This is a genomic window from Streptomyces sp. NPDC057694, assembly GCF_042799415.1.
GTDB lineage: Bacteria > Actinomycetota > Actinomycetes > Streptomycetales > Streptomycetaceae > Streptomyces.
Map to the genome: position 1 here is coordinate 36736 of NZ_JBHVIX010000019.1, position 20895 is coordinate 57630.

General features: G+C 72.4%; 11 protein-coding genes. 8 read left to right on the forward strand and 3 right to left on the reverse strand.

The features are described from left to right. Positions 1 to 167 precede the first annotated feature (167 nt). The 5 genes from ACFVDP_RS31490 (at position 168) to moeZ (ending at position 6871) form a co-directional block, all read left to right on the forward strand. Positions 168 to 2009 carry a DUF3492 domain-containing protein gene (locus ACFVDP_RS31490; protein ID WP_383497211.1) on the forward strand — a complete coding sequence of 614 codons (1842 nt, stop codon included), beginning with the start codon at positions 168 to 170 and terminating at the stop codon, positions 2007 to 2009. Then, positions 2006 to 3580 (forward strand): hypothetical protein, encoded by a 1575-nt coding sequence (locus ACFVDP_RS31495; RefSeq protein ID WP_383497214.1) that lies wholly within the window; start codon positions 2006 to 2008, stop codon positions 3578 to 3580. Before ACFVDP_RS31490 ends, ACFVDP_RS31495 begins: the two co-directional genes overlap by 4 nt. A gap of 334 nt (positions 3581 to 3914) precedes the next feature. Then, positions 3915 to 4883, forward strand: a complete 969-nt coding sequence (locus tag ACFVDP_RS31500; RefSeq protein WP_383497217.1) for an NAD-dependent epimerase/dehydratase family protein — start codon at positions 3915 to 3917, stop codon at positions 4881 to 4883. Further along, on the forward strand, positions 4871 to 5620 hold the full coding sequence (locus ACFVDP_RS31505; protein WP_383497220.1) for a spherulation-specific family 4 protein: 750 nt from the start codon (positions 4871 to 4873) through the stop codon (positions 5618 to 5620). The genes ACFVDP_RS31500 and ACFVDP_RS31505 overlap by 13 nt, the downstream gene beginning before the upstream one ends. Before the next feature lie 72 nt (positions 5621 to 5692). Beyond that, positions 5693 to 6871 (forward strand): adenylyltransferase/sulfurtransferase MoeZ, encoded by a 1179-nt coding sequence (moeZ, locus tag ACFVDP_RS31510; protein ID WP_383497223.1) that lies wholly within the window; start codon positions 5693 to 5695, stop codon positions 6869 to 6871. A gap of 100 nt (positions 6872 to 6971) precedes the next feature. On the opposite strand, the gene ACFVDP_RS31515 is transcribed toward moeZ, so the two are convergent. The 3 genes from ACFVDP_RS31515 to ACFVDP_RS31525 all read right to left on the reverse strand — a co-directional run bounded on the left by ACFVDP_RS31515 (position 6972) and on the right by ACFVDP_RS31525 (position 13155). Next, a complete protein-coding gene (locus ACFVDP_RS31515; protein WP_383497226.1) occupies positions 6972 to 8615 on the reverse strand; it encodes an alpha/beta hydrolase in 1644 nt (547 codons plus the stop codon). A gap of 120 nt (positions 8616 to 8735) precedes the next feature. Then, a complete protein-coding gene (locus tag ACFVDP_RS31520) occupies positions 8736 to 10283 on the reverse strand; it encodes an alpha/beta hydrolase (RefSeq protein WP_383497229.1) in 1548 nt (515 codons plus the stop codon). 103 nt (positions 10284 to 10386) lie between these two features. Beyond that, entirely contained in the window at positions 10387 to 13155 is a 2769-nt protein-coding gene (locus ACFVDP_RS31525) for a lysylphosphatidylglycerol synthase domain-containing protein (RefSeq protein WP_383497232.1), read from the reverse strand. Between the two features lie 164 nt (positions 13156 to 13319). Here ACFVDP_RS31525 and ACFVDP_RS31530 point away from each other — a divergent pair, with 164 nt between their 5' ends. The 3 genes from ACFVDP_RS31530 (at position 13320) to ACFVDP_RS31540 (ending at position 20887) form a co-directional block, all read left to right on the forward strand. After that, a complete protein-coding gene (locus ACFVDP_RS31530) occupies positions 13320 to 13685 on the forward strand; it encodes an MGMT family protein (RefSeq protein ID WP_383497236.1) in 366 nt (121 codons plus the stop codon). 278 nt (positions 13686 to 13963) lie between these two features. Beyond that, positions 13964 to 17284, forward strand: a complete 3321-nt coding sequence (locus ACFVDP_RS31535) for an ATP-dependent helicase (RefSeq protein WP_383497239.1) — start codon at positions 13964 to 13966, stop codon at positions 17282 to 17284. 63 nt (positions 17285 to 17347) lie between these two features. Continuing rightward, the gene (locus ACFVDP_RS31540; RefSeq protein ID WP_383497242.1) at positions 17348 to 20887 is read left to right on the forward strand and encodes a UvrD-helicase domain-containing protein; all 3540 of its coding nucleotides are present in this window, start codon (positions 17348 to 17350) and stop codon (positions 20885 to 20887) included. Positions 20888 to 20895 lie beyond the last annotated feature (8 nt).

Sequence of the window (20895 nt, forward strand, 5' to 3'; positions counted from 1 at the left end):
AAGGAGGCAGGGACGGGAGAAGCGTGGCGATTCCTCCTCCTTTCCCGTGCTGGTTCCCCCCCCCCCCCCCCCCCCCCCCCCCCCACCGGCATGTCCGCATACGTTCGTCCCGCTGCGAGCCGCCGACCCAACGGCGGCTCCCCATACGGGAGATCGGGGGTGTACTCGTGCGTATCGGACTGCTGACAGAGGGTGGCTATCCGTATGTGAGCGGTGAGGCCAGACTCTGGTGCGACCGGCTCGTGCGCGGGCTCGAGCAGCACGAGTTCGACATCTACGCGCTCAGCCGCAGCCAGGAGCAGGAGGACGCGGGCTGGCTCGAACTGCCCCCGCAGGTCGGCCTGGTGCGGACCGCGCCGCTGTGGACGGCGCGCACGGGCACCGGCGACGACGGCGTGTGCGGGGGCGCACTCGGGCGGCGCGCCCGACGCCGGTTCACCACTCTGTACGCGGAGCTGGCCAAGGCAGTGGTGTGCGGGCCCGGTGACGGATCCGACTCCGGCGCCGGGGTCGGGGTCGGCGGCGGGCCGGGCGGTGCGCCCGGTGAGGCGGACCGTTTCGCCAGCGCGCTGTACGGGCTGGCCGAACTCGCCAGGGACGAGGGCGGACTGGGGGCGGCTCTGCGCTCCGAGGCCGCCGTGCGCATCCTGGAGCGCGCCTGTCGCGCGCCGGGGGCCCGGCGCGCCGCCCGGGGAGCCCGGGTGCCCGACCTGCTGGCCTTCGCGGCGGAGGTCGAGTGCGCGCTGCGGCCGCTCTCCCTCGACTGGTACGACGACGCGTCCGGCGGGTCCGGTGGCGGCGGGCTCGGTGCCGTCGACCTCTGTCACGCGACGTCGGGCGGGGCGGCGGCGCTGCCCGGACTGATCGCCAAGCGGTTCCACGGTGTCCCGCTGCTCGTCACCGAGTACGGGGTGCAGCTGCGGGCCCGCTACATCGCGGCGGGCGACGCCGAGTTGAGCGCGCCGGTGCGGGCGCTCCTCGCCGCCTTCCACGGCAGGCTCGCCGCCGAGGTCTACCGGCAGGCAGCTGTCATCACGCCGGGCAACGCCCACGCCAGGCGCTGGCAGGAACGGTGCGGCGCCGACCGCGCCAAACTGCGCACCGTCCACCCCGGCATGGAGGCCTCCCGCTTCGCCGAGGTCGGTGAGCGCGAGGAGCCGGGGGAGCCGGACACCCTGGTCTGGGTCGGCCGGATCGACCCGTCCAAGGACCTCATCTCCCTGCTGCACGCCTTCGCCGAGGTCCGCAAGGAGGAGCCGGGGGCGCGGCTGCGCATCGTGGGTGCGATGCCGACCGGGTCCGGCTCCGGCGACGACCAGGAGGCCGAGGCGTATCTCGGCCATTGCAAGGCACTGGCCGCGCAGCTCTTCCCCGACGAGGCGACGGGCCTGCATGCCGTGGGCGAGAACCCGGTCTCCTTCGAGGAGCTCGGCGCCCCGCAGGCCCCCGGCCTCGCCGAGGTCTACGGCTCCGGCAGTGTCGTCGTCCTCTCCAGCGTCGTCGAGGGCTTCCCGATCAGCCTGGTCGAGGCCATGTTCTGCGGGCGCGCGACGGTGTCGACCGATGTGGGTGCCGTCGTCGAGGTGATCGGCGGCACCGGTCTCGTGGTGCCGCCGCGCAACCCGCGGGCCCTCGCCGAGGCCTGCGTGGCCCTGCTGCACGACTCCGACCGCCGTGAGCGGCTCGGCGCGGCCGCCCGTGCGCGAGCCCTGGAGCTGTTCACCGTCGAGCAGAACGTCACGGCATTTCGCGGCATTTACCTGGAGATCGTCTCGCACTGCCCCGTACGCCGGGAGGCCGTGGACGACGCCGGGGAACCCCGGCCGTTCGCCCATCCGCCCGAGGCCCATGTGCCGGGGAGATGGACGGCGCCGGCCGCCGGCGGCATCGGCGGGGCATGGCTCGCCGGCCGCTCCACCGGTACGGGCGGGCCGAGTTGGGCGTCCAGCGGAGGCGCGCGTGAGGAGTTGGCCGGAGTGACGCGAGGCGGCGGGGAGGCAGACGCATGAGCGGGAGCGACAGCTTCGACGGCGGCGGCGAGGGTCGCAGCGGCGGCAGCGGGGTCGGCACGGACGTGCCTCGGGTGCCGGTGGGCGCCGGCGCCTGGGGCGCCAGCTCCGAAGAGGCGCTCGCGCTGACCGCCACCGAGCCGGCCGGACCCGAGACCGCCCTTGACCCCCTCGCCCCATTGGACGCCCTCGACGCGGAGTTGCTCCACGAGCCCGGCGCCTGGCGGAAGTTGGTCGGGGCGGAGGGCGCGTCCGGTGCCGATCAGGGGTCTGGCCAGGGAATCGGGCAGGGCGGTACCGACGGTCAGGGCAAGGGGCAGGGCCAGGGCCACGGCACGGGCACAGGCACAGGCACAGGCACGGACACAGGCAAGAGTGCAGAGCCGGCCCGCGAACAGCGTCCCCGGAACGCCACCGAGAAGGCCTCTGGCTCCGCCAACTCCCGTACCGCACAGCGGCGTTCGGGAGTGGACCCCGTCAAGGTCCTGATGCATCACCATCGTGAACTGTGCGAGCGCGCCGTCGACCCGCTGGAGATCGCGGCCGGGCTTGAGGCGCACGGCCTGACCGACCGGACCGCGGCCCGCTACCGGCACAAGGACGTGTTCTCGCTCGCCGAGGAGATGTACGCGCGCATGCCGAGGGACGGCGAACCGGCCGCACCCGCCGTCGCCACCCCCGCCCCCACCTCCGGCGTACGCGGCGCATGGGCGGGACTCGCCCTGCTGCCCGGCGCCGTCTGCGCCCTTGCGCTGCTCGCCCTGAACGTCACCACGGGCACCCCGCATCTGGCCGTCGCCTTCGTGGGCGCTCTTGCCATCGCCGCCGCCCTGCGCACGACCCTGCGACACGGACCACTGCGCACCGGCACACGCCGGCCCGCACCCACGACCCGGCTGTGGGTCTGGTCGCTCCTGCTCTACGCGGCCTTCGGCGACGGACTCCTGGATGCCGCGTTGGCCGGGGGCCCCGACGGGGCCTGGGCCCCCGCCGCCGCACCGCTCCTCGCGCTCGCCGTCGCCGTGGCGCCCGCGACCTGGTGCGCCCGGCTCTTCGCCGCCGGGGCCCGCCGACGCCTCGCCGCCAGCCGCGGCCTCGCCGAATTCACCTCCTCCGTCAGGCCGCTGCTGCTCGGCTGCGTCCTGCTGTTCGCCCTCGCCCTGACGGCGCTGCTCGGCGCGGCCGGAACCCTGCTCGACCAAGGCGGCCTGGCCGGTCAGAACGGTCAGAGCGGTCAAGGTGTCGACTACGCCGGTGCGTGTGCCCTGGGCGTCCTGCTGCTGCTCGCCCGGCTGCTCTCCGCGCACGGCCGCACCTACGCCCCGGCCGTGGTGCTGGGCGCGGCGGCCGGCGCCGAGGTCCTGGCCGTCGCCACCGTCTTCGCCGCGCGCATGCCGGGCTGCGCCGTCCTGGGCACTCCCGTGGAGAGCGCCGTCGACGCCGTCGGCGTGGGTGTGGTGCCCGGCACGGCCTGCGCCGTCGCCGCCCTCGCCCTGCTGATCCACGCCACCCGGACCCTCACCCGCGCCTCCGTCCACGCGAGCACCGACAGCCGGACGGGCGCCCCATGACCCCCACAGGCACCACCTGTGCCGCAACCGGACGCGCTCTGCCCCCGCGCGCACGGCGCGCGGCCTGAGACCCACCACACTCCCGCGGGGCCGACACCGCGGGCCCTTTCGTCGACTCTCAGCAACATCCGTAAGGAGAACGCCAGATGACCACCCCTCCTCCCGGAGGCACCGGACACTCCGGACCTCATGGGCAGCGCGGAACCCACGGGCAGCGCGCGACGCGCGTCGGATGCGCCCCGCGGACGGCGTGCCCGGCGCGCACTGAGCACTCGGCGCGCAGGACGCTTCCGGCGCACTCGGCGCTCTCGGCGCGAACCCAGGGAGGCGTCCGATGAGGGTCCTGCTGATCGGAGCCAACGGGTACATCGGCCGCTTCGTCGCCGACCGGCTGCTCGCCGACCCCGCCGTGCAACTCACCGCGCTGGGCCGGGGCGACGACGCCGACGTCCGCTTCGACCTCGCCAGCGGCAGCCCGGGCGCGCTCACCCGCTTCCTGGACGCCGTGCACCCCGGAGTGGTCATCAACTGCGCGGGCGCCACCCGCGGCGGTGCCCGCGAACTCACCCGGCACAACACCGTCGCCGTCGCCACCGTCTGCGAGGCCTTGCGCCGCAGCGGCTGCGGCGCCCGCCTGGTGCAGATCGGCTGCGGCGCCGAGTACGGGCCGTCGCAGCCCGGTTCGTCGACCGCGGAGGACGCGGTGCCCCGGCCCGGCGGCCCGTACGGCGTCAGCAAGCTCGCCGCCACCGAACTCGTCCTCGGCTCCGGCCTCGACGCCGTCGTCCTGCGCGTCTTCTCGCCCGCCGGACCGGGCACCCCGGCGGGCTCCCCGCTCGGCAGGCTCGCCGAGGCGATGCGCCGCGCCATGCAGGCGGGCGACGGCGAGCTGAAGCTCGGCGGCCTCGGCGCACAGCGCGACTTCATCGACGTGCGTGACGTGGCACGTGCCGTGCACGCCGCCTCGCTCTCCGCCGCGCAGGGCGTCATCAACATCGGCTCGGGCCGCGCCGTGCGGCTGCGCGACGCCGCCGCCGTGCTCGCCCGGGTCGCCGGATTCGGCGGCGCCCTCCACGAACTGGACACGCCGCCGATGGGAGTCCGTACATCCGTCGGCCACCCGCGCACCGAATCCGACCACGGGATGCACAGCCCGCCCGCCGCGTATCCGTACCCGGACGGCTGCGGGAGCTGGCAGCAGGCCGATGTGCGAACGGCCCGCGACCGGCTCGGCTGGCGTCCCCGCATCAACCTCGAAGAGTCCCTCGCCGACATCTGGATGGAGGCGGCATGCCGTATCTGACCCCCACCGCGACCGGCCAGTCGAGCACCGACGTACGCCTTGGCTTCGGGATCCCGGGCTTCGCCCACCCCCTCGTCGCCCCGGCCGAATGGGCCGAACTCACCCGCCCGGCAACCCCTTTGCACTGGGTCGTCCTCAATGTCGCGCGCGGTCCGGGCGCCCGCCCCGACCCGCACTGCCTGGCGGCGGCCGGCCGGCTCCGCAACGCCGGTGTGCGTGTCCTTGGTCACGTGGACGCGACCTACGGCGCCCGCTCCTTCGGCGAGATCGTCTCCGACGCCCACCGCTTCCTCGACTGGTACCAGGTCGACGGGTTCCTGCTCGACCGGTGCCCCACCGAGCGGGTCGCCCTGCCCGAGATCCGCCGCACGGTCACGACCTTGCGCGCCCTCGTCGACGACGCGTACATCGTGCTCGGTCACGGCACCCACCCGTATCCCGGATACGCCGAGTCCGCCGAGCAGTTGGTGACCTTCACCGGCCCCTGGAGCGACTACCGCTGGTCGCAGGTCGCGGAGTGGACGGCCGAGTATCCGCCCGAGAAGTTCTGCCACTTCGTCCACGGCATGCCGCGCGGGCACCTGGAGGAGGCGCTGCGCATCGCTCGCTGGCAGGGCGCGGGCACCATCTACTTCACCGACCGGACGGATCGCGGGGGCCTGACCGACCCCTGGGAGGCGATGCCCGGTTACTGGGACGAGATCGTCTCGCGGATCGGACCTGGTGTCTCGGAATGAAGTCGGGCGTGGCAGTGTTACAGACGGAACATCCGTACGTAGATACCGACCAGCTGCATTAATGAGGTCTCCGTGTCGCTGCCACCCCTGGTCGAGCCAGCTGCTGAGCTCACCGTCGACGAGGTCCGCCGGTACTCCCGCCACCTGATCATCCCCGATGTAGGGATGGACGGGCAGAAGCGACTGAAGAACGCCAAGGTGCTCTGTGTGGGCGCCGGCGGTCTCGGATCGCCGGCGCTGATGTACCTCGCCGCGGCGGGCGTCGGCACGCTCGGCATCGTGGAGTTCGACGAGGTCGACGAGTCGAACCTGCAGCGCCAGATCATCCACAGCCAGGCCGACATCGGCCGCTCGAAGGCCGAGTCCGCGAAGGACTCCGTCCTCGGCATCAACCCGTACGTGAACGTGATCCTCCACGAAGAGCGGCTCGAGGCCGAGAACGTGATGGACATCTTCAGCCAGTACGACCTGATCGTCGACGGCACGGACAACTTCGCGACGCGCTACCTCGTCAACGACGCCTGCGTGCTGCTGAACAAGCCCTACGTGTGGGGTTCCATCTACCGCTTCGACGGCCAGGCCTCGGTCTTCTGGTCCGAGCACGGGCCGTGCTACCGCTGCCTGTACCCGGAGCCCCCGCCGCCCGGCATGGTCCCCTCCTGCGCCGAGGGCGGTGTCCTGGGCGTGCTGTGCGCGTCCATCGGCTCCATCCAGGTCACCGAGGCGATCAAGGTCCTGGCCGGTGTCGGCGACCCGCTCGTCGGCCGCCTGATGATCTACGACGCCCTGGAGATGCAGTACCGCCAGGTCAAGGTCCGCAAGGACCCCGACTGCGCGGTCTGCGGTGAGAACCCGACCGTCACCGAGCTCATCGACTACGAGGCCTTCTGCGGTGTCGTGTCGGAGGAGGCCCAGGAGGCGGCGGCCGGTTCGACGATCACTCCCAAGCAGCTCAAGGAGTGGATCGACGACGGCGAGAGCATCGAGATCATCGACGTCCGCGAGCCGAACGAGTACGAGATCGTCTCCATCCCGGGCGCCAAGCTGATCCCGAAGAACGAGTTCCTCATGGGGACCGCCCTCGAGGGTCTGCCGCAGGACAAGAAGATCGTCTTGCATTGCAAGACGGGTGTCCGCAGTGCGGAAGTCCTCGCCGTGCTGAAGTCCGCGGGCTTCTCGGACGCCGTGCACGTCGGCGGCGGCGTCATCGGCTGGGTCAACCAGATCGAGCCGGACAAGCCGGTCTACTAGCCGGCCCACCGGGCCACGGCTCGGACCTGACTGCCTCGGACGGGCCTCGCGCACCACGCGCGGGGCCCGTCCGGCATGCCGGGGCCGTCCACGCCGCGCTTCAGGAGCACACCCTGCCGTCGCGCGGTATTCGCCCCTCCAGCAGATACGCGTTCACCGTCGAGTCGACGCAGGCGCTGCCGGAGCCGTACGCGCCGTGCCCCTCGCCCTTCCACGTCAGCTCCACACCGACCCCCTTGCCCAACTCGTCCGCCATCTTGCGAGCACCCTCGTACGGCGTGGCCGGGTCGCCCGTGTTGCCGACGACGAGCACCGGCGCCGCGCCCGGCGCGCTCACCTCGGGGTGGTCCCACAGGCCCGCCACCGGCCAGTCGTGGCACCATCCCGCCGTGTCCCAGGCCATGGCCTCCCCGAAGACCGGCGAGATCGCACGGAACTTCGCCAGCAGTGACTTGGCCCGCGCCGCCGTCGGCCGCTCCCTGTCGTCCAGGCAGGAGATCGCGCGCTGTGCGTGGGTCGTGGTGCCGTAATGCCCCTTGGTGTCACGGTCGTTGTAGGAGTCGGCCAGCGCCAGCAGCGCCGTGCCGTCACCCCTGTCAGCCGCCCGCAGGCCCCGGGTGAGTGCGGGCCAACTCGTCTTGCGGTACAGGGTGACGAGGATGCCGGTGGTCGCCAGCGACTCGTTCAACTCTCGCCCGCTCGCGGTGGGCAGGGGCTTGGCGTCGAGCCTCTTGAGCAGTGCCGCGATCTTGCGCGAGCCCGCTTTCGGGTCACTGCCACGGGACGTGAAGTAGTCGTCGAGCGCCCGCTGGAATCCACGCGCCTGGTTCTCGGAGTGGCCCACCGTGCCCACCGTCGGGTCGACGACCGCGTCCAGGGTGAGCCGGCCGACCTTGCCGGGAAACAGGTGGGCGTACACGCCGCCCAGCTCGGTGCCGTACGAGACGCCCATGTAGTGCAGCTTGTCGTCGCCCAGGACCTGGCGCATCAGATCCATGTCACGGGCCGCCTCGATGGTCGACACGTGGCTGAGCAGCTCTCCGGCCTGCTTCTCGCAGCCCTGGCCGAAGGCGGTGGCGTCCTTGAAATACGCCGACTCCTCCGCGGCGGTGTCCGGGGTGACGTCGATGGACTCGGCGGCCTGCACCGCCTTGTCGCTGCGGCAGCGCACCCCACGGCTCGCTCCGACACCGCGCGGGTCGAAGCTCACCAGGTCGTAGCGCGCACGCAACTTCGCGTACTGGGGAGCGAAGGCCGGCAGCAGATCGACGCCGGAGCCGCCCGGCCCGCCGAAGTTGAACAACAGGGACCCGATGCGCTCCTCGCCGGCGTCCCGGGACGTGGCCCGGATGAGGGCGAGGCCGATCGTCGGCCCTGTCGGCCGGGTGTAGTCGAGCGGGACCTTGAGCGTCGCGCACCGCCAGTCGGAGCCGGGGGCGGGCGTGCTCGCGGTGCCCTCGCAGCGGCCCCAATGCAGGCGCTGACCGGTGAGTGCGGAAGGCAGAGCGGGCAGTGCGTCGGCGCGGGGTGTGGCGTCGGCGGAGCGCGAGGCGCTGGTCCGCGGCGAGGACGGCACCGGCACCGGCTTCGGCGCGGCGTCGCCGTCCCCGCCCGAGTCGCTGCACGCGGTGATCAGTCCGGCCGTCAGCAGGACGGCGGTGACCAGACCGATCGCCCGGACCGTTGTCCCTGCGTCTGTGCGTGTACGTGTCCGTGCGCGAGCGCGCGAATCTTCTGGCGCCATGGGCACCTCCCCCGTCGACTGCCCCCGTTCGAGAGACAGTCAGGCCATCGTAGGAGGCCCCGCCGACAGCCGCTCGGGCCTGTGGACAACTCCCGATTCAGCCTGTGGACAACCCCGCGATCACGAACAGACCGTTCCCTCGTCCGGGACCTTCCCGTCGAGCAGATAGCCGTCGACCGCGCTGTGCACGCAGGAGTTGCCGCTGTCGTACGCCCCGTGGCCCTGGCCCTTGTACGTCAGCTCGACGCCCACACCGGCGCCCAGCGCGCCGACCATCTTCTTCGCGCCCTCGTAGGGGGTGGCCGGGTCTCCGGTGTTGCCCACGACGAGGATCGGGGCGGACCCGGACGCGCTCACGTCGGGATGGTCGGCCGCGCCGTCGACGGCCCAGTCGGTGCAGCCGAGCATGCCCCAGGCCAGATAGTCGCCGAACAGCGGTGAGGCCTTGCGGAACGCGGGCAGCTTCGCCTCGACGTCCTTCGCCGTGTAACGAGGCTTGTAGTCGCCGCAGTTGATGGCCACGTTGGCCGCCTGCATATTGCTGTACTTGCCGTCCTCGTTCCGTCCGTTCATCGAGTCCGACAGCGCCATGAGGATCTTGCCGTCGCCGTCGTACGCCTGCTGCAGACCCTCGGTGAGGTACTCCCAGAAATCCTTGGAGTACAGGGACTGCGCGATCCCGTTGGTCGCGGCGGTCTGCGTCAGATCGCGCGGGAAGATCCCCGGGATCGGCTTCTCGTCGAGTTCGTCGAGCAGTTTGGCGATCTTGTCCTTGACGTCCTGCGGGGTGTCGCCGACGGGGCAGTCCTCGGTCTTGGACGTGCAGTCCTTCGCATAGTTGTCCAGGGCGAGCTGAAAGCCCTCGGCCTGCCCGAGGGAGCTCTGCTCGGGGTCCTGCGTCGGGTCGACGACGCCGTCGAACACGGCGCGGCCCACGTTCTTGGGGAACAGGTGGGCGTACACGCCGCCCAGCTCGGTGCCGTACGAGATGCCGAAGTAGTGCAGCTTGTCGTCGCCGAGCACCTGGCGCATCAGGTCCATGTCGCGGGCCGCGTCGGTGGTGCGGACGTGGGGGAGGACCTTGCCGGAGTTCTTGTCGCAGGCGCCGTTGAACTTCTTGATGTTGTCGACGAGCTGGTTCTGTTCCTTCGTGTCGTCGGGCGTCGAATCCTGCTCGAAGTACGTGTCGAGCTGGTCGGCGTCCTCGCAGGTGACGCCCGCGCTGCGGCCCACTCCGCGCGGGTCGAAACTGACCAGGTCGTAGCGCTTGCGCAGCTTGTCGTAGTCGGACCCGAACGCCGGCAGCGTGGTGACACCCGAGCCGCCCGGCCCGCCGAAGTTGAAGATCAGCGAGCCGATGCGCCGGTCCTCGTCGCCACTGGACTTCGCGCGGATCAGCGCCAGATCGATGGTGTCGCCCTTGGGGTCGTTCCAGTCGAGCGGCGCCTTCATGGTGGCGCAGCTCCAGTCCGTGCCGCCCGGCAGCGGGGACGGGGAGGTACCGCCGCCTTCGGAGTCCGCAGGGGCCGGACAGTCCTTCCAGCTCAGCTTCTGGGACGGCAGGTCCGCGTCGTCCTGCGAATCGCCGCTGCACGCGGCCAGAGAAGCGGAGAGCAGAGCGGCGGTGACGGCCAGGGCTGCGGCGCGGGGCCGGGACGGAATGGGCATGCGTCCATCCTGCGGCGGACCGGTGCGGGGCGCTCTTGCAGCGGGCTGTGCGGGTGAGGTCCGCGGCCCTCGGCGCCGGAGCACGTGTCCGGCGCCGGACGGCTTACAGCGCGCCCTTGCGGGTCAGGTGGTTGAAGAACAGCCACCCGGGCAGCACCGGCAGCCACAGAGTGAGCAGTCGGTACAGGAGCACCGCGGGGGCGGCCACTTCCTTCGGGAGCCCGATCGCGATCAGACCGACCGTCAGCGTGGCCTCGACGGCGCCCACGCCGCCCGGGGTCGGCGCCGCCGAACCGAGCGCGTTGCCGGCCAGGAAGACGACCGCCACGCTGGCCAGGCTCAGGCTCGTGGTCTCGTCGCCGAAGGCACGGATCGAGGCGTCCAGGCACATCACGAAGCAGGCCGTCAGCAGCAGCATGCCGCCGATGCCGGTGATCAGCTTCCGCGGCCGCTGGAGCACGTCGAGCATGCGCGGCACGACACCGGCGAACAGCGACCTCACACGCGTGACGACGAATTTGCGCAGGAACGGGATCGACGTCACCACAAGGACGAGTACGGCGACGGTCAGCAGACCGGCGATGACCGTCCTCGAAGGGGACAGGGAAGGCGTCTTCTCCGTCCCTGTCAGGTAGCCGAAGGTCAGCAGCAGCAGGATGTGGCTGCACATGCCGAACAGCTGCGAGGCGCCGACACTGGCGACCGCCAGGCCCGGACGTACGCCGGCCCGCTGGAGGAAGCGCGTGTTGAGCGCCACGCCACCGACCGCCGCGGGAGCCACGATCTTCACGAACGACCCCGCGACCTGCGCCGCGACGGTCCGCATGAACGGCACCCGCTCCGGTACGAAGCCCAACAGGCTCATCGCCGCGGCCACATAGCTGAGCGCGGAGAAGACCACCGCGAGTCCGACCCAGCCCCACTCGGCCTCGCTGACGATGGCGCCGAAATCGATGTGCGTGAGCTGCGACAGCAGGAAGTAGGCGCCGATCGCACCGGCGATGAAACTGATCAGGGTGCGCGGCTTGATGCGCTCCAGACGGGCCGGTTCGACGGGCGCCTGCGGCCTGATGCGGAGCACCTGATGGCGGATCTGAGTGAGCAGATCCTCCTCGCGGGCCTCGTCCAGAGCCTCGTCCAGAGCGCGCTTCTCGGCCTGACGCTCGGCTTTCTCGGACTTCTTCTCGGCCCGTACGGACTTCTTGGCGTCGGCCCCGGTCTGATCGTCCGAGGCCTCCATGCGGGCCTGCTTGGCCCGGTCGGACGCCTCCAGGACGGCATCACGCTCACGCTGGGCGCGCTCCCGTCCGAGCTTGCGCAGCGTCGCTCTGGTGGAGCGGGTGAGCGCGATCGGCTGAAGCAGCGGCAGACAGTCGGCGACCGGGTCGGGGCCGAGGACGCTCACGGCGGAGGCGACCGCCCGCTCGGCGCCCACCCGCAGGCCGAGCGTGGTGACCATCTGCGCGATGTCCATGCGCAGCACCAGTTCGCCGGCCGCGATCTCGCCGCCGCGCAGATCCGTCAGGATCACCGTGCCGGAACGATCCACCAGAATCGCGTCGCCCGCGAGCCGCCGGTGCGCGATCCGCCGCGACTGGAGCGACTGCACCTGGTGCCAGGTGTCGCGCAGCAGATCGTCGGTGATCTCCTCGTCGGGAATCGCGTCGAGGGAGCGGCCGCCGATGTGCTCGTAGACGAGCATCACGGCGTCGGGGCCCAGCTCCGACGTGGCGATCAGCTTCGGGGCGTTCGCCCCCGCGGAGATCGCCGCGTAGGCGAGCAGCGCCTCCTGCTCCAGCGCCTGGCGCAGCGACTGCAGGCTGCGGCGCTGGGTGATCCCGCGCAGCGTCAGCCGCCGCCACACGCGGTAGAAGAAGCCCTGTGCCTGCTGTTCCCGGTCGACCACGGTGACGTCGAGCGGTGGGCCGTCTTCCAGGGTGACGAAGTAGCGCCGCCCGCGGTCGCCGTTCTCCGTGGTGCCCTCGTGGGCCTCTTCGCGGGAGGCGCTGACGGGGTGGAAGCCGACATGGCGCAGGCCCGCGAGGAGGGTCTGCCCGGTGGGCCGCACATTGGGGGAGCCGACCGCGTACAGCGTGCCGTAGGCGACGGTCCAGCCGATGAGGATCGTCAGGATGATCGAGAACGGCGTCGTGTAACCGGTGACCAGCATCGTGAACGCGTCGAGCAGCAGGACCACCCACAGCACGACACGCCATCGTGGTCGCCGGGACATGCCCACGGCTGTCATGTAGGCGATGACGGGTGCCAGATAGCCGTGCACCGGGTCGGTCAGCGCGTGGATGTCGCTCGGGGACACCTTCGTGAGCGCGTCCTGGATGGACTGGGGCGCGGCCTTGGCCACCCACAGGTCCGTCGCGAGTGTCACCCCGTGGGCGAGGACCGCGGCGAGCACGCCGTCGGCGATCCGCAGCCCGTCACGTTTGATGAGCCGCTCGATGGCGAACGCCACCGGCACGAGCAGGATGGCGATGCTCGACGCGAATCCGGCGAACTTGGTCAGCAGGTCGGGGGCCTGCTCGGTGCCCTTGTTGATGTCCTGGGCGAAACCTGTCGTCGTGGCGTGCGCGAACGCGGCGATGGCCAGCAGCACGACGACCGCCAGCAACCCCGCGAGCAGGCGCATGAGATCGGACGGACGGTGCACGCGCGCGGGGAGCAGCGGTTCGTCGCCGTCGACACGATCCGCGTGCGCGCCTGCGTCGACGCAGTCCGGGTCGTGCAGCGGCTGCTCCTGCTTCGTCTCGGTGGCCTTCTCGGCCGTTTCCTCAGGGCGCGCCGATGCCACAGAGGTGCCTTCCGCCTTGTCGGGGTGCACGCTCTGCTCCGTCGTCTCTTCTTGATCTCGTATCACCAGTCACCGCCCGCACGATGGTGGCATGTCCCATCGCCGAAGGGGGGCATCAGGGTGCATCCATAGCGAGCGGAGTCGTCGGCAAGCGCCTTCTTGTACATCCGTCCGGGGCCCGGCTCACCGTTCCCCCGGTGTTGTCGGTGCCGTGCGGCAGGATGGGCCGGATGAGCGAGGAGAGCGAGCCGGCAGGAGAACTTCCCGAGTACGCGGAGCGGGTCCTCGAAGTGGCGGAGCTGATTCCGCCCGGGCGCGTCATGACGTACGGGGATGTCGCCGAGTGGCTGGAGGAGGGCGGGCCGCGCCAGGTCGGGCGTGTGATGTCTCTCTACGGAGGAGCGGTGCCGTGGTGGCGCGTGGTGCGCGCCGACGGAGCGCTGCTGCCCGGCCACGAACTGCGGGCGCTCGGTCACTACCGGGAGGAGAGCACCCCGCTGCGTCAGGCCTCTCGCACCGCCGAGGGCCACCTGCCGCGCCTCGACATGAAGCGGGCTCGGTGGGACGGGCAGACCCGTACGGAAGCTCACAATTGACAGCTTCCGCCATCCCGCGCGCGGGTGGGGTGCCGGTGGCCCGTACGGGGGAAACGGGACGCGGGGGGCACTTCGAGACGCCCGTGTCCGTTCGTGAGACAGCGCACACCTGTGCCGAACGGGGTCCGGGACAGGCGCCGGAAGACCGGCTTCCGCCACACTCGACGGCGTAGCGTCGACGGCACCGTCGATGGCAGACACCTCCCTCACCCCGTGGCCACCGCCTCGCGCGGACGGCACATCGACCACCAGCACACCCACCAGGACCAGCGATCCACGTGAGCTCCTCTTCGTCCACCCGGTACCTGTCGCCGCTCCAGGCTCGACAGGGGATGCCCGGCGCGTACCGACTGGTGCGTACCCCGCCGGCGCCCGTGGACCCCCCTCGTCTGGACGCACGCCAGCGTGCGGTGGTTGACCACGCGCGGGGCCCCCTCCTGGTGCTGGCCGGGCCGGGCACCGGCAAGACCACCACGCTCGTGGAGGCGGTCGCGGCCCGCATCGCCGAGGGCGTCGAACCCGCGCGCATTCTGGTGCTCACGTTCAGCCGTAAGGCCGCCGTCGAACTGCGCGACCGCATGGGGTTGCGCATCGGAGCGGCGCGCGCCCCGCAGGCGACGACGTTCCACTCGTTCTGCTACGCCCTGGTACGCGCCCACCAGGACGCCGACCTCTTCGCCGAGCCCCTGCGTCTCCTGTCCGGTCCCGAGCAGGACGTCACCGTACGAGAGCTGCTCGCGGGCCAGATCGACCTGGAGCGGGCCGGGCTCGGCCACGTGCGCTGGCCCGACGAACTGCGCGCCTGCCTCACCACGCGCGGGTTCGCGGACGAGGTGCGCGCGGTGCTCGCCCGCAGCCGCGAGCTGGGTCTCGGGCCCGCGGCCCTCGACTCCTTCGCCCGGCGCATCGGCCGCCCGGACTGGGGCGCGGCGGCCACCTTCCTGGCCGAGTACCTGGACGTCCTCGACATGCAGGGCGTGCTCGACTACGCGGAACTGGTGCAGCGCGCGGTCCTGCTCGCCCACCGCACCGAGGTCGCCGAGCAACTGGCCGCCCAGTACGACGCCGTGTTCGTCGACGAGTACCAGGACACCGATCCGGCCCAGGTGCGGCTGCTGGACGCACTCGCCGGGGGCGGCCGCACCCTGGTCGCGTTCGGCGACCCGGACCAGTCGATCTACGCGTTCCGCGGCGCGGACGTCAACGGCATCCTGGACTTCCCCCACACCTTCCCGCGGGTGACGGGCGCCCCCGCGCCGGTCGAAGTGCTGACCACGTCCCGCCGCTCGGGCGCCCACCTCCTGGAGGCCACCCGGCGCATCACGCAGCGGATGCCGCTGACCCGGCTGCCCGCGGACAAGGTGCGCGCGCACCGGGACCTCGCCCCCGTGCGCGACGGCGGCCGGGCCGAGGTCTACACGTACCCGACGTCCGGTGCGGAGCTGGACAACATCGCGGACATCCTGCGCCGTGCGCACCTGGAGGACGGCGTCCCGTGGAGCGACATGGCCGTGCTGGTGCGTGCGGGCGCGCGCAGCATCCCGTCCGTGCGGCGCGCTCTCACGGCGGCCGGTGTTCCGGTGGACATAGACGGCGACGACCTGCCGCTGCGCCATGAGCCGGCGGTCATGCCGCTGCTGGCCGCGTTGAAGGCGGTCGCGCAGGGCCCCGCGGAGGCCGACGCGGCGGGCTCCGAGCCGGAGGAACCGGAGGAATCAGAGACGTCCCGCTGGCTGGACACCGAGACCGCTCTGACGCTGCTCGGCTCGCCGCTCGCCGGCATGGACGCCGCCGATCTGCGCCGCCTCGGTCGCGCCCTGCGCGAGGAGGAGCGCGCCGGTGGCAACCATCTGCCGCCGCCCTCCGACGACCTGCTCGCCCGCGCTCTCGCGGAGCCGGAGCGGCTCGCCGTGCACGATCCTGCGTACGCGCGCGGTGCGCAGCGCCTGGGCGCCCTGCTCGCGCGGGCCCGCGCGAAGCTCACCGACGGCGGTACCGCGGAGGAGGCCCTCTGGGAGCTGTGGAACGGCACGCCCTGGCCGCAGCGCCTGGAGCGGTCCGCCCGGCGCGGCGGAGCCGCGGGCCGCAACGCCGACCGCGACCTGGACGCCGTATGCGCGCTGTTCGCCGTCGCCTCGCGCGCGGAGGAGCGCGTCGGCGGCCGCGGCGCGCGCAACTTCCTGGAGGAGATCGAGGCCCAGGACATCGCCGCCGACACGCTCGCCGGACGCACCGTACGGCCCGACGCCGTCCGCCTGATGACCGCGCACCGCTCCAAGGGCCTGGAGTGGCGGCTCGTCGTCGTCGCGGGCGTCCAGGAAGGCCTGTGGCCCGACCTGCGGCGCCGCGGCTCCCTCCTCGAAGCCGACCGCATCGGACGCGACGGACTCGCCGAACCGCTCACCCCCGGCGCGCTCCTCGCCGAGGAGCGCCGCCTGTTCTACGTGGCCGCCACCCGCGCGCGTGAGCGCCTGGTCGTCACCGCGGTGAAGGCGCCCGCCGACGACGGGGACCAGCCCTCCCGGTTCCTGACCGAACTCGGTGTCGAGCCCAAGGACGTCGCGGGCCGCCCGCGCCGCCCCCTTTCGGTCGCCGCGCTCGTCGCCGAACTGCGTGCCACGACCGTCGACCCGCGCGTGTCCGAGGCGCTGCGCGAGGCCGCCGCCCGCCGCCTGGCCCGGCTCGCCGCACTCAGCGACGACGACGGCAGGCCCCTGGTGCCGTCCGCTCACCCGTACCGCTGGTGGGGCATGTACGAGCAGACGGAGAGCAAGGTTCCGCTGCGCGACCGCGACAAGCCTGTCGTGCTCTCCGGAAGCGCTCTCGACCAGCTCGCCAACACGTGCTCTCTGCAGTGGTTCCTGGGCCGCGAGGTCAAGGCCGACGCACCCGCCACGGCGGCCCAGGGGTTCGGCAATGTCGTGCACGTCCTGGCCGACGAGGTCGCCTCCGGGCGCACCCCCGCCGATCTGGCCGTCCTCATGGAGCGCCTCGACTCGGTATGGGACGCCCTCGCTTTCGACGCCCCCTGGAAGTCGGCCCAGGAGAAGGAGCACGCGCGCGTGGCGCTGGAGCGCTTCCTCCAGTGGCACGTCATGGACCGCGGCGGGCGCACCCCCGTCGCCAGTGAGCACGACTTCGACGTGACACTGGAAGCGGGCTCCTACGAAGTACGCATCCGCGGCTCCATGGACCGCGTCGAGCGGGACGCCGAAGGGCGCGCCTACGTGGTCGACTTCAAGACCGGCAAGCAGGCCCCGAGCGCCGCCGACGTCGCACACCACCCCCAGCTCGCCGTGTACCAGCTCGCCGTCACCGAAGGGGCCGTCGACGAGCCGTTCGGGGCGCGCCCGCACCCCGGCGGCGCCGAACTGGTGCAGCTGCGGCAGGGCGCCGCCAAGAAGGACGGCGGGGAGACCCTTCCCAAGGTGCAGGCGCAGGAGCCTCTCGAAGGGGAGTGGGTCGGTGACCTCCTCGCCACCGCGGCGGGCAAGGTCCTCGACGAGCGGTTCGCGCCGACCACCGGTCAGCACTGCACCCACTGCGCCTTCCGGGCCTCGTGCAGCGCGCGCCCCGAGGGCAAGCACGTCGTGGAGTGACGTGCGCCTCCGCCGCGGCGGAACGGACCGGTGCTGTCGGTGGTGCCGGTTAGCCTCGATGAGGTGACCACACGCCTCACCGACCCCGAGCAGCTCAAGGAGCTGTTGGGCATCCCGTTCACCCCGGAGCAGATGGCCTGCATCACGGCGCCGCCCGCCCCGCAGGTGATCGTGGCCGGAGCCGGTTCCGGCAAGACGACGGTGATGGCCGCGCGCGTGGTCTGGCTGGTGGGCACCGGACAGGTCGCGCCCGAGCAGGTGCTCGGCCTCACCTTCACCAACAAAGCGGCGGGCGAGCTGGCCGAGCGCGTCCGCAAGGCCCTGATCAGGGCAGGCGTCACCGACCCCGACGTCATCGACCCGGACAACCCCCCGGGCGAGCCCGTGATCTCCACGTACCACGCGTTCGCCGGCCGGCTGCTGACCGACCACGGCCTGCGCATCGGGCTCGAACCGACGACGCGGCTGCTGGCCGACGCCACCCGCTTCCAGCTCGCCGCGCGCGTGCTGCGCGAGGCGCCGGGCCCGTACCCGGCGCTCACCCGCTCCTTCGCCGACCTGGTCAGCGATCTCCTCACGCTCGACGGAGAGCTGGCCGAACACCTCGTACAGCCGGGCAGGCTGCGCGCCTTCGACCATGAGCTGCTGCACACCCTGGAAGACGCCAAGCTCAGCAACGCCGATCTGCGGAAGGTGCCCGAAGCCGCCGCCGCCCGGCTGGAGCTGACCGAGCTGGTGGGCCACTACAGGGCCGCCAAGCGCACCCGCGACGTCCTCGACTTCGGCGACCAGATCGCCCTGTCCGCCACGCTCGCCGACACCCGGGCCGAGGTCGGCGAGATCCTGCGCGACGAGTTCCGGGTCGTCCTGCTCGACGAGTACCAGGACACCTCCGTGGCCCAGCGCATCCTGCTGGCGGGCCTCTTCGGCGGCGGCACCGGGCACGCCGTCACCGCCGTGGGCGACCCCTGCCAGGCGATCTACGGATGGCGCGGCGCCTCCGTCGCCAACCTCGACGACTTCCCCGAGCACTTCGCGTACGCCGACGGCCGCCCGGCCACCCGCTTCGCGCTCAGCGAGAACCGCCGCAGCGGCGGCCGGCTGCTCGACCTCGCCAACGGCCTCGCCGAGCCGCTGCGCGCGATGCACGCGGGCGTGGAGGCCCTGCGGCCCGCCCCCGGGGCCGAGCGCGACGGCCTCGTGCGCTGCGCCCTGCTGCGCACCCACAGCGAGGAGATCGACTGGCTCGCCGACTCCATCGCCCACCTCGTCACCACCGGCACGGCGCCCGGCGAGATCGCCGTCCTGTGCCGCACCGCGACCGACTTCGCCGAGATCCAGGGCGCGCTCGTCGCCCGCGACATCCCCGTCGAAGTGGTCGGCCTCTCCGGCCTGCTGCACCTCCCGGAGGTCGCCGACCTGGTCTCCGTGTGCGAGGTGCTCCAGGACCCCGGCGCCAATGCCTCCCTGGTCCGCGTCCTGACCGGGCCGCGCTGGCGCATCGGCCCCCGCGACCTGGCCCTCCTCGGGCGCCGGGCGCGCCTTCTCGTCTCCCACACGCGTGGGAGCGACGCCGACGACCCGGACCGGCGCCTGGCCGAGGCGGTCGAAGGCGTCGACCCGTCCGAGGTGATATCGCTGGCGGACGCGCTCGACACGTTCCTGGAGACCTCCGTGGAGGCCGACGGGGACGACGACGGGCTGCCGTTCTCACCGGACGCGCGCGTGCGCTTCGCTCGTCTCGCCGCCGAACTGCGCGACCTGCGCCGCTCGCTGTCCGACCCGCTCATGGACGTACTGCACCGGGTCCTCGCGGTCACCGGCCTGGAGGTCGAGCTCTCGGCGTCCCCGCACGCGCTGGCGGCCCGCCGCCGCGAGACGCTGTCCAACTTCCTGGACACCGCCGCCTCCTTCGCGGCCAACGACGGCTCGGCGACCCTGCTCGCCTTCCTCGCCTTCCTGCGCACCGCGGCCCAGTACGAGAAGGGCCTGGACAACGCGCTGCCGGGCGGCGAGAACACCGTGAAGGTGCTCACCGCCCACAAGTCCAAGGGCCTCGAATGGGACGTCGTCGCCGTCCCCGGACTCGTGAGCGGCACGTTCCCGAGCACCCAGGGCCGCGAGAAATGGACCGCCCAGGGCAAGGTCCTGCCGCACGCACTGCGCGGCGACTCCGCCACCCTGCCCGACATCGAGGCGTGGGACTCCCGGAGCATGAAGGCCTTCCAGGCCGACATGAAGGACCACCAGCACACCGAGGAACTGCGCCTGGGCTACGTCACGTTCACGCGCCCCCGCAGCCTGCTGCTCGGCTCCGGCCACTGGTGGGGCCCGTCCCAGAAGAAGAAGCGCGGCCCCTCCGACTTCCTCCAGGCGCTGTACGACCACTGCGTCACCGGCCACGGCGACATCGAGGTCTGGGCGGACGAGCCGGGCGACGACGAGGAGAACCCGGCCCTTCAGGAGGCGTCGGCCGAGCAGGCCTGGCCGCTGCCGCTCGACGAGGTGTCCCTCGCCCGGCGCCGGGCGGCAGCCGACACCGTCCTCGCCCATCTGGAGCGCGCGGCGGGCCCCGTACAGGCACGCGCCCACACACAGACCCACCCCGCCGCCCACGACGAGCCGCCCTTCGAGGACCCCGACTGGCCGCCCCCGCCGGACGACGACGCCCTCGGCGAGGACGAGCCCCCGGCCCCGGACGAGGAGATCCCGGACGACTGGGAGAACCTGCCCACCGAGCGACCCAAGGTCCCGCACCCGGCACCCCGTCCGGAGGAGCCGGACCTGGAAACACCGCACCACGCGCGCGTGCCCCAGCCACAGATCGCGGCGGTTCCGCACCCCGCGCACGCCCCGGAGTTCGACCTGACTCCGGAAGAGGCCCGCACCATCGACTCCTGGGACCGCGACCTGGACGCCCTCGCCGGGGAGCTGAAGCGTGCCCGCGCGGCCGTGCGCGAGGTGCCCCTGCCGCAGTCGCTCACCGCCTACCAGCTGATGCGGATCGCCGCCGACCCCGACGGCTTCGCCCAGGAGCTGGTGCGGCCCATGCCCAGCCCGCCGCAGCCGGCGGCCCGCCGGGGCACCCGCTTCCACGCCTGGGTCGAGTCCCGCTTCGAAGAGCTGCGGCTGCCCATGATCGACCCCGACGAGCTGCCCGGAAGCGACGCGGAGATCGCCGACGAGCGTGACCTGGAAGCACTCAAGGAAGCCTTCGAGCGCACTCCGTACGCCCACCGCACCCCGCACCGGGTGGAGCTCCCCTTCCAGCTGGCCATCGCCGGCCGCGTCGTCCGCGGCCGGATCGACGCCGTCTACAAGAAGGAGGGCGACGGCGAGGAGACGACGTACGAGATCGTCGACTGGAAGACCGGCCACCAGCAGAACGCCGACCCGCTGCAACTCGCCATCTACCGGCTCGCCTGGGCCGAGCGGCAAGGGGTGCCGCCGGAATCGGTGGACGCCGCCTTCCTGTACGTCCGCACCGGGGAAACCGTGCGACCGCGCAGCCTGCCCGGCCGGGCGGAGCTGGAGCGGCTCCTCACCCAGGATCCGCAGGTCGTCCAGGAGCCGCCGGACGAGCACCCTTCGGCGGGGGACTAGGCTCGTGA

Bases quoted from the DNA above. Each gene is read 5' to 3' on its own strand.
- ACFVDP_RS31495 (WP_383497214.1), top strand. From the start codon at position 2,006: ATGAGCGGGAGCGACAGCTTCGACGGCGGCGGCGAGGGTCGCAGCGGC.
- ACFVDP_RS31500 (WP_383497217.1), top strand. From the start codon at position 3,915: ATGAGGGTCCTGCTGATCGGAGCCAACGGGTACATCGGCCGCTTCGTC.
- ACFVDP_RS31505 (WP_383497220.1), top strand. From the start codon at position 4,871: ATGCCGTATCTGACCCCCACCGCGACCGGCCAGTCGAGCACCGACGTA.
- ACFVDP_RS31515 (WP_383497226.1), bottom strand. From the start codon at position 8,615: ATGGCGCCAGAAGATTCGCGCGCTCGCGCACGGACACGTACACGCACA.
- ACFVDP_RS31520 (WP_383497229.1), bottom strand. From the start codon at position 10,283: ATGCCCATTCCGTCCCGGCCCCGCGCCGCAGCCCTGGCCGTCACCGCC.
- ACFVDP_RS31530 (WP_383497236.1), top strand. From the start codon at position 13,320: ATGAGCGAGGAGAGCGAGCCGGCAGGAGAACTTCCCGAGTACGCGGAG.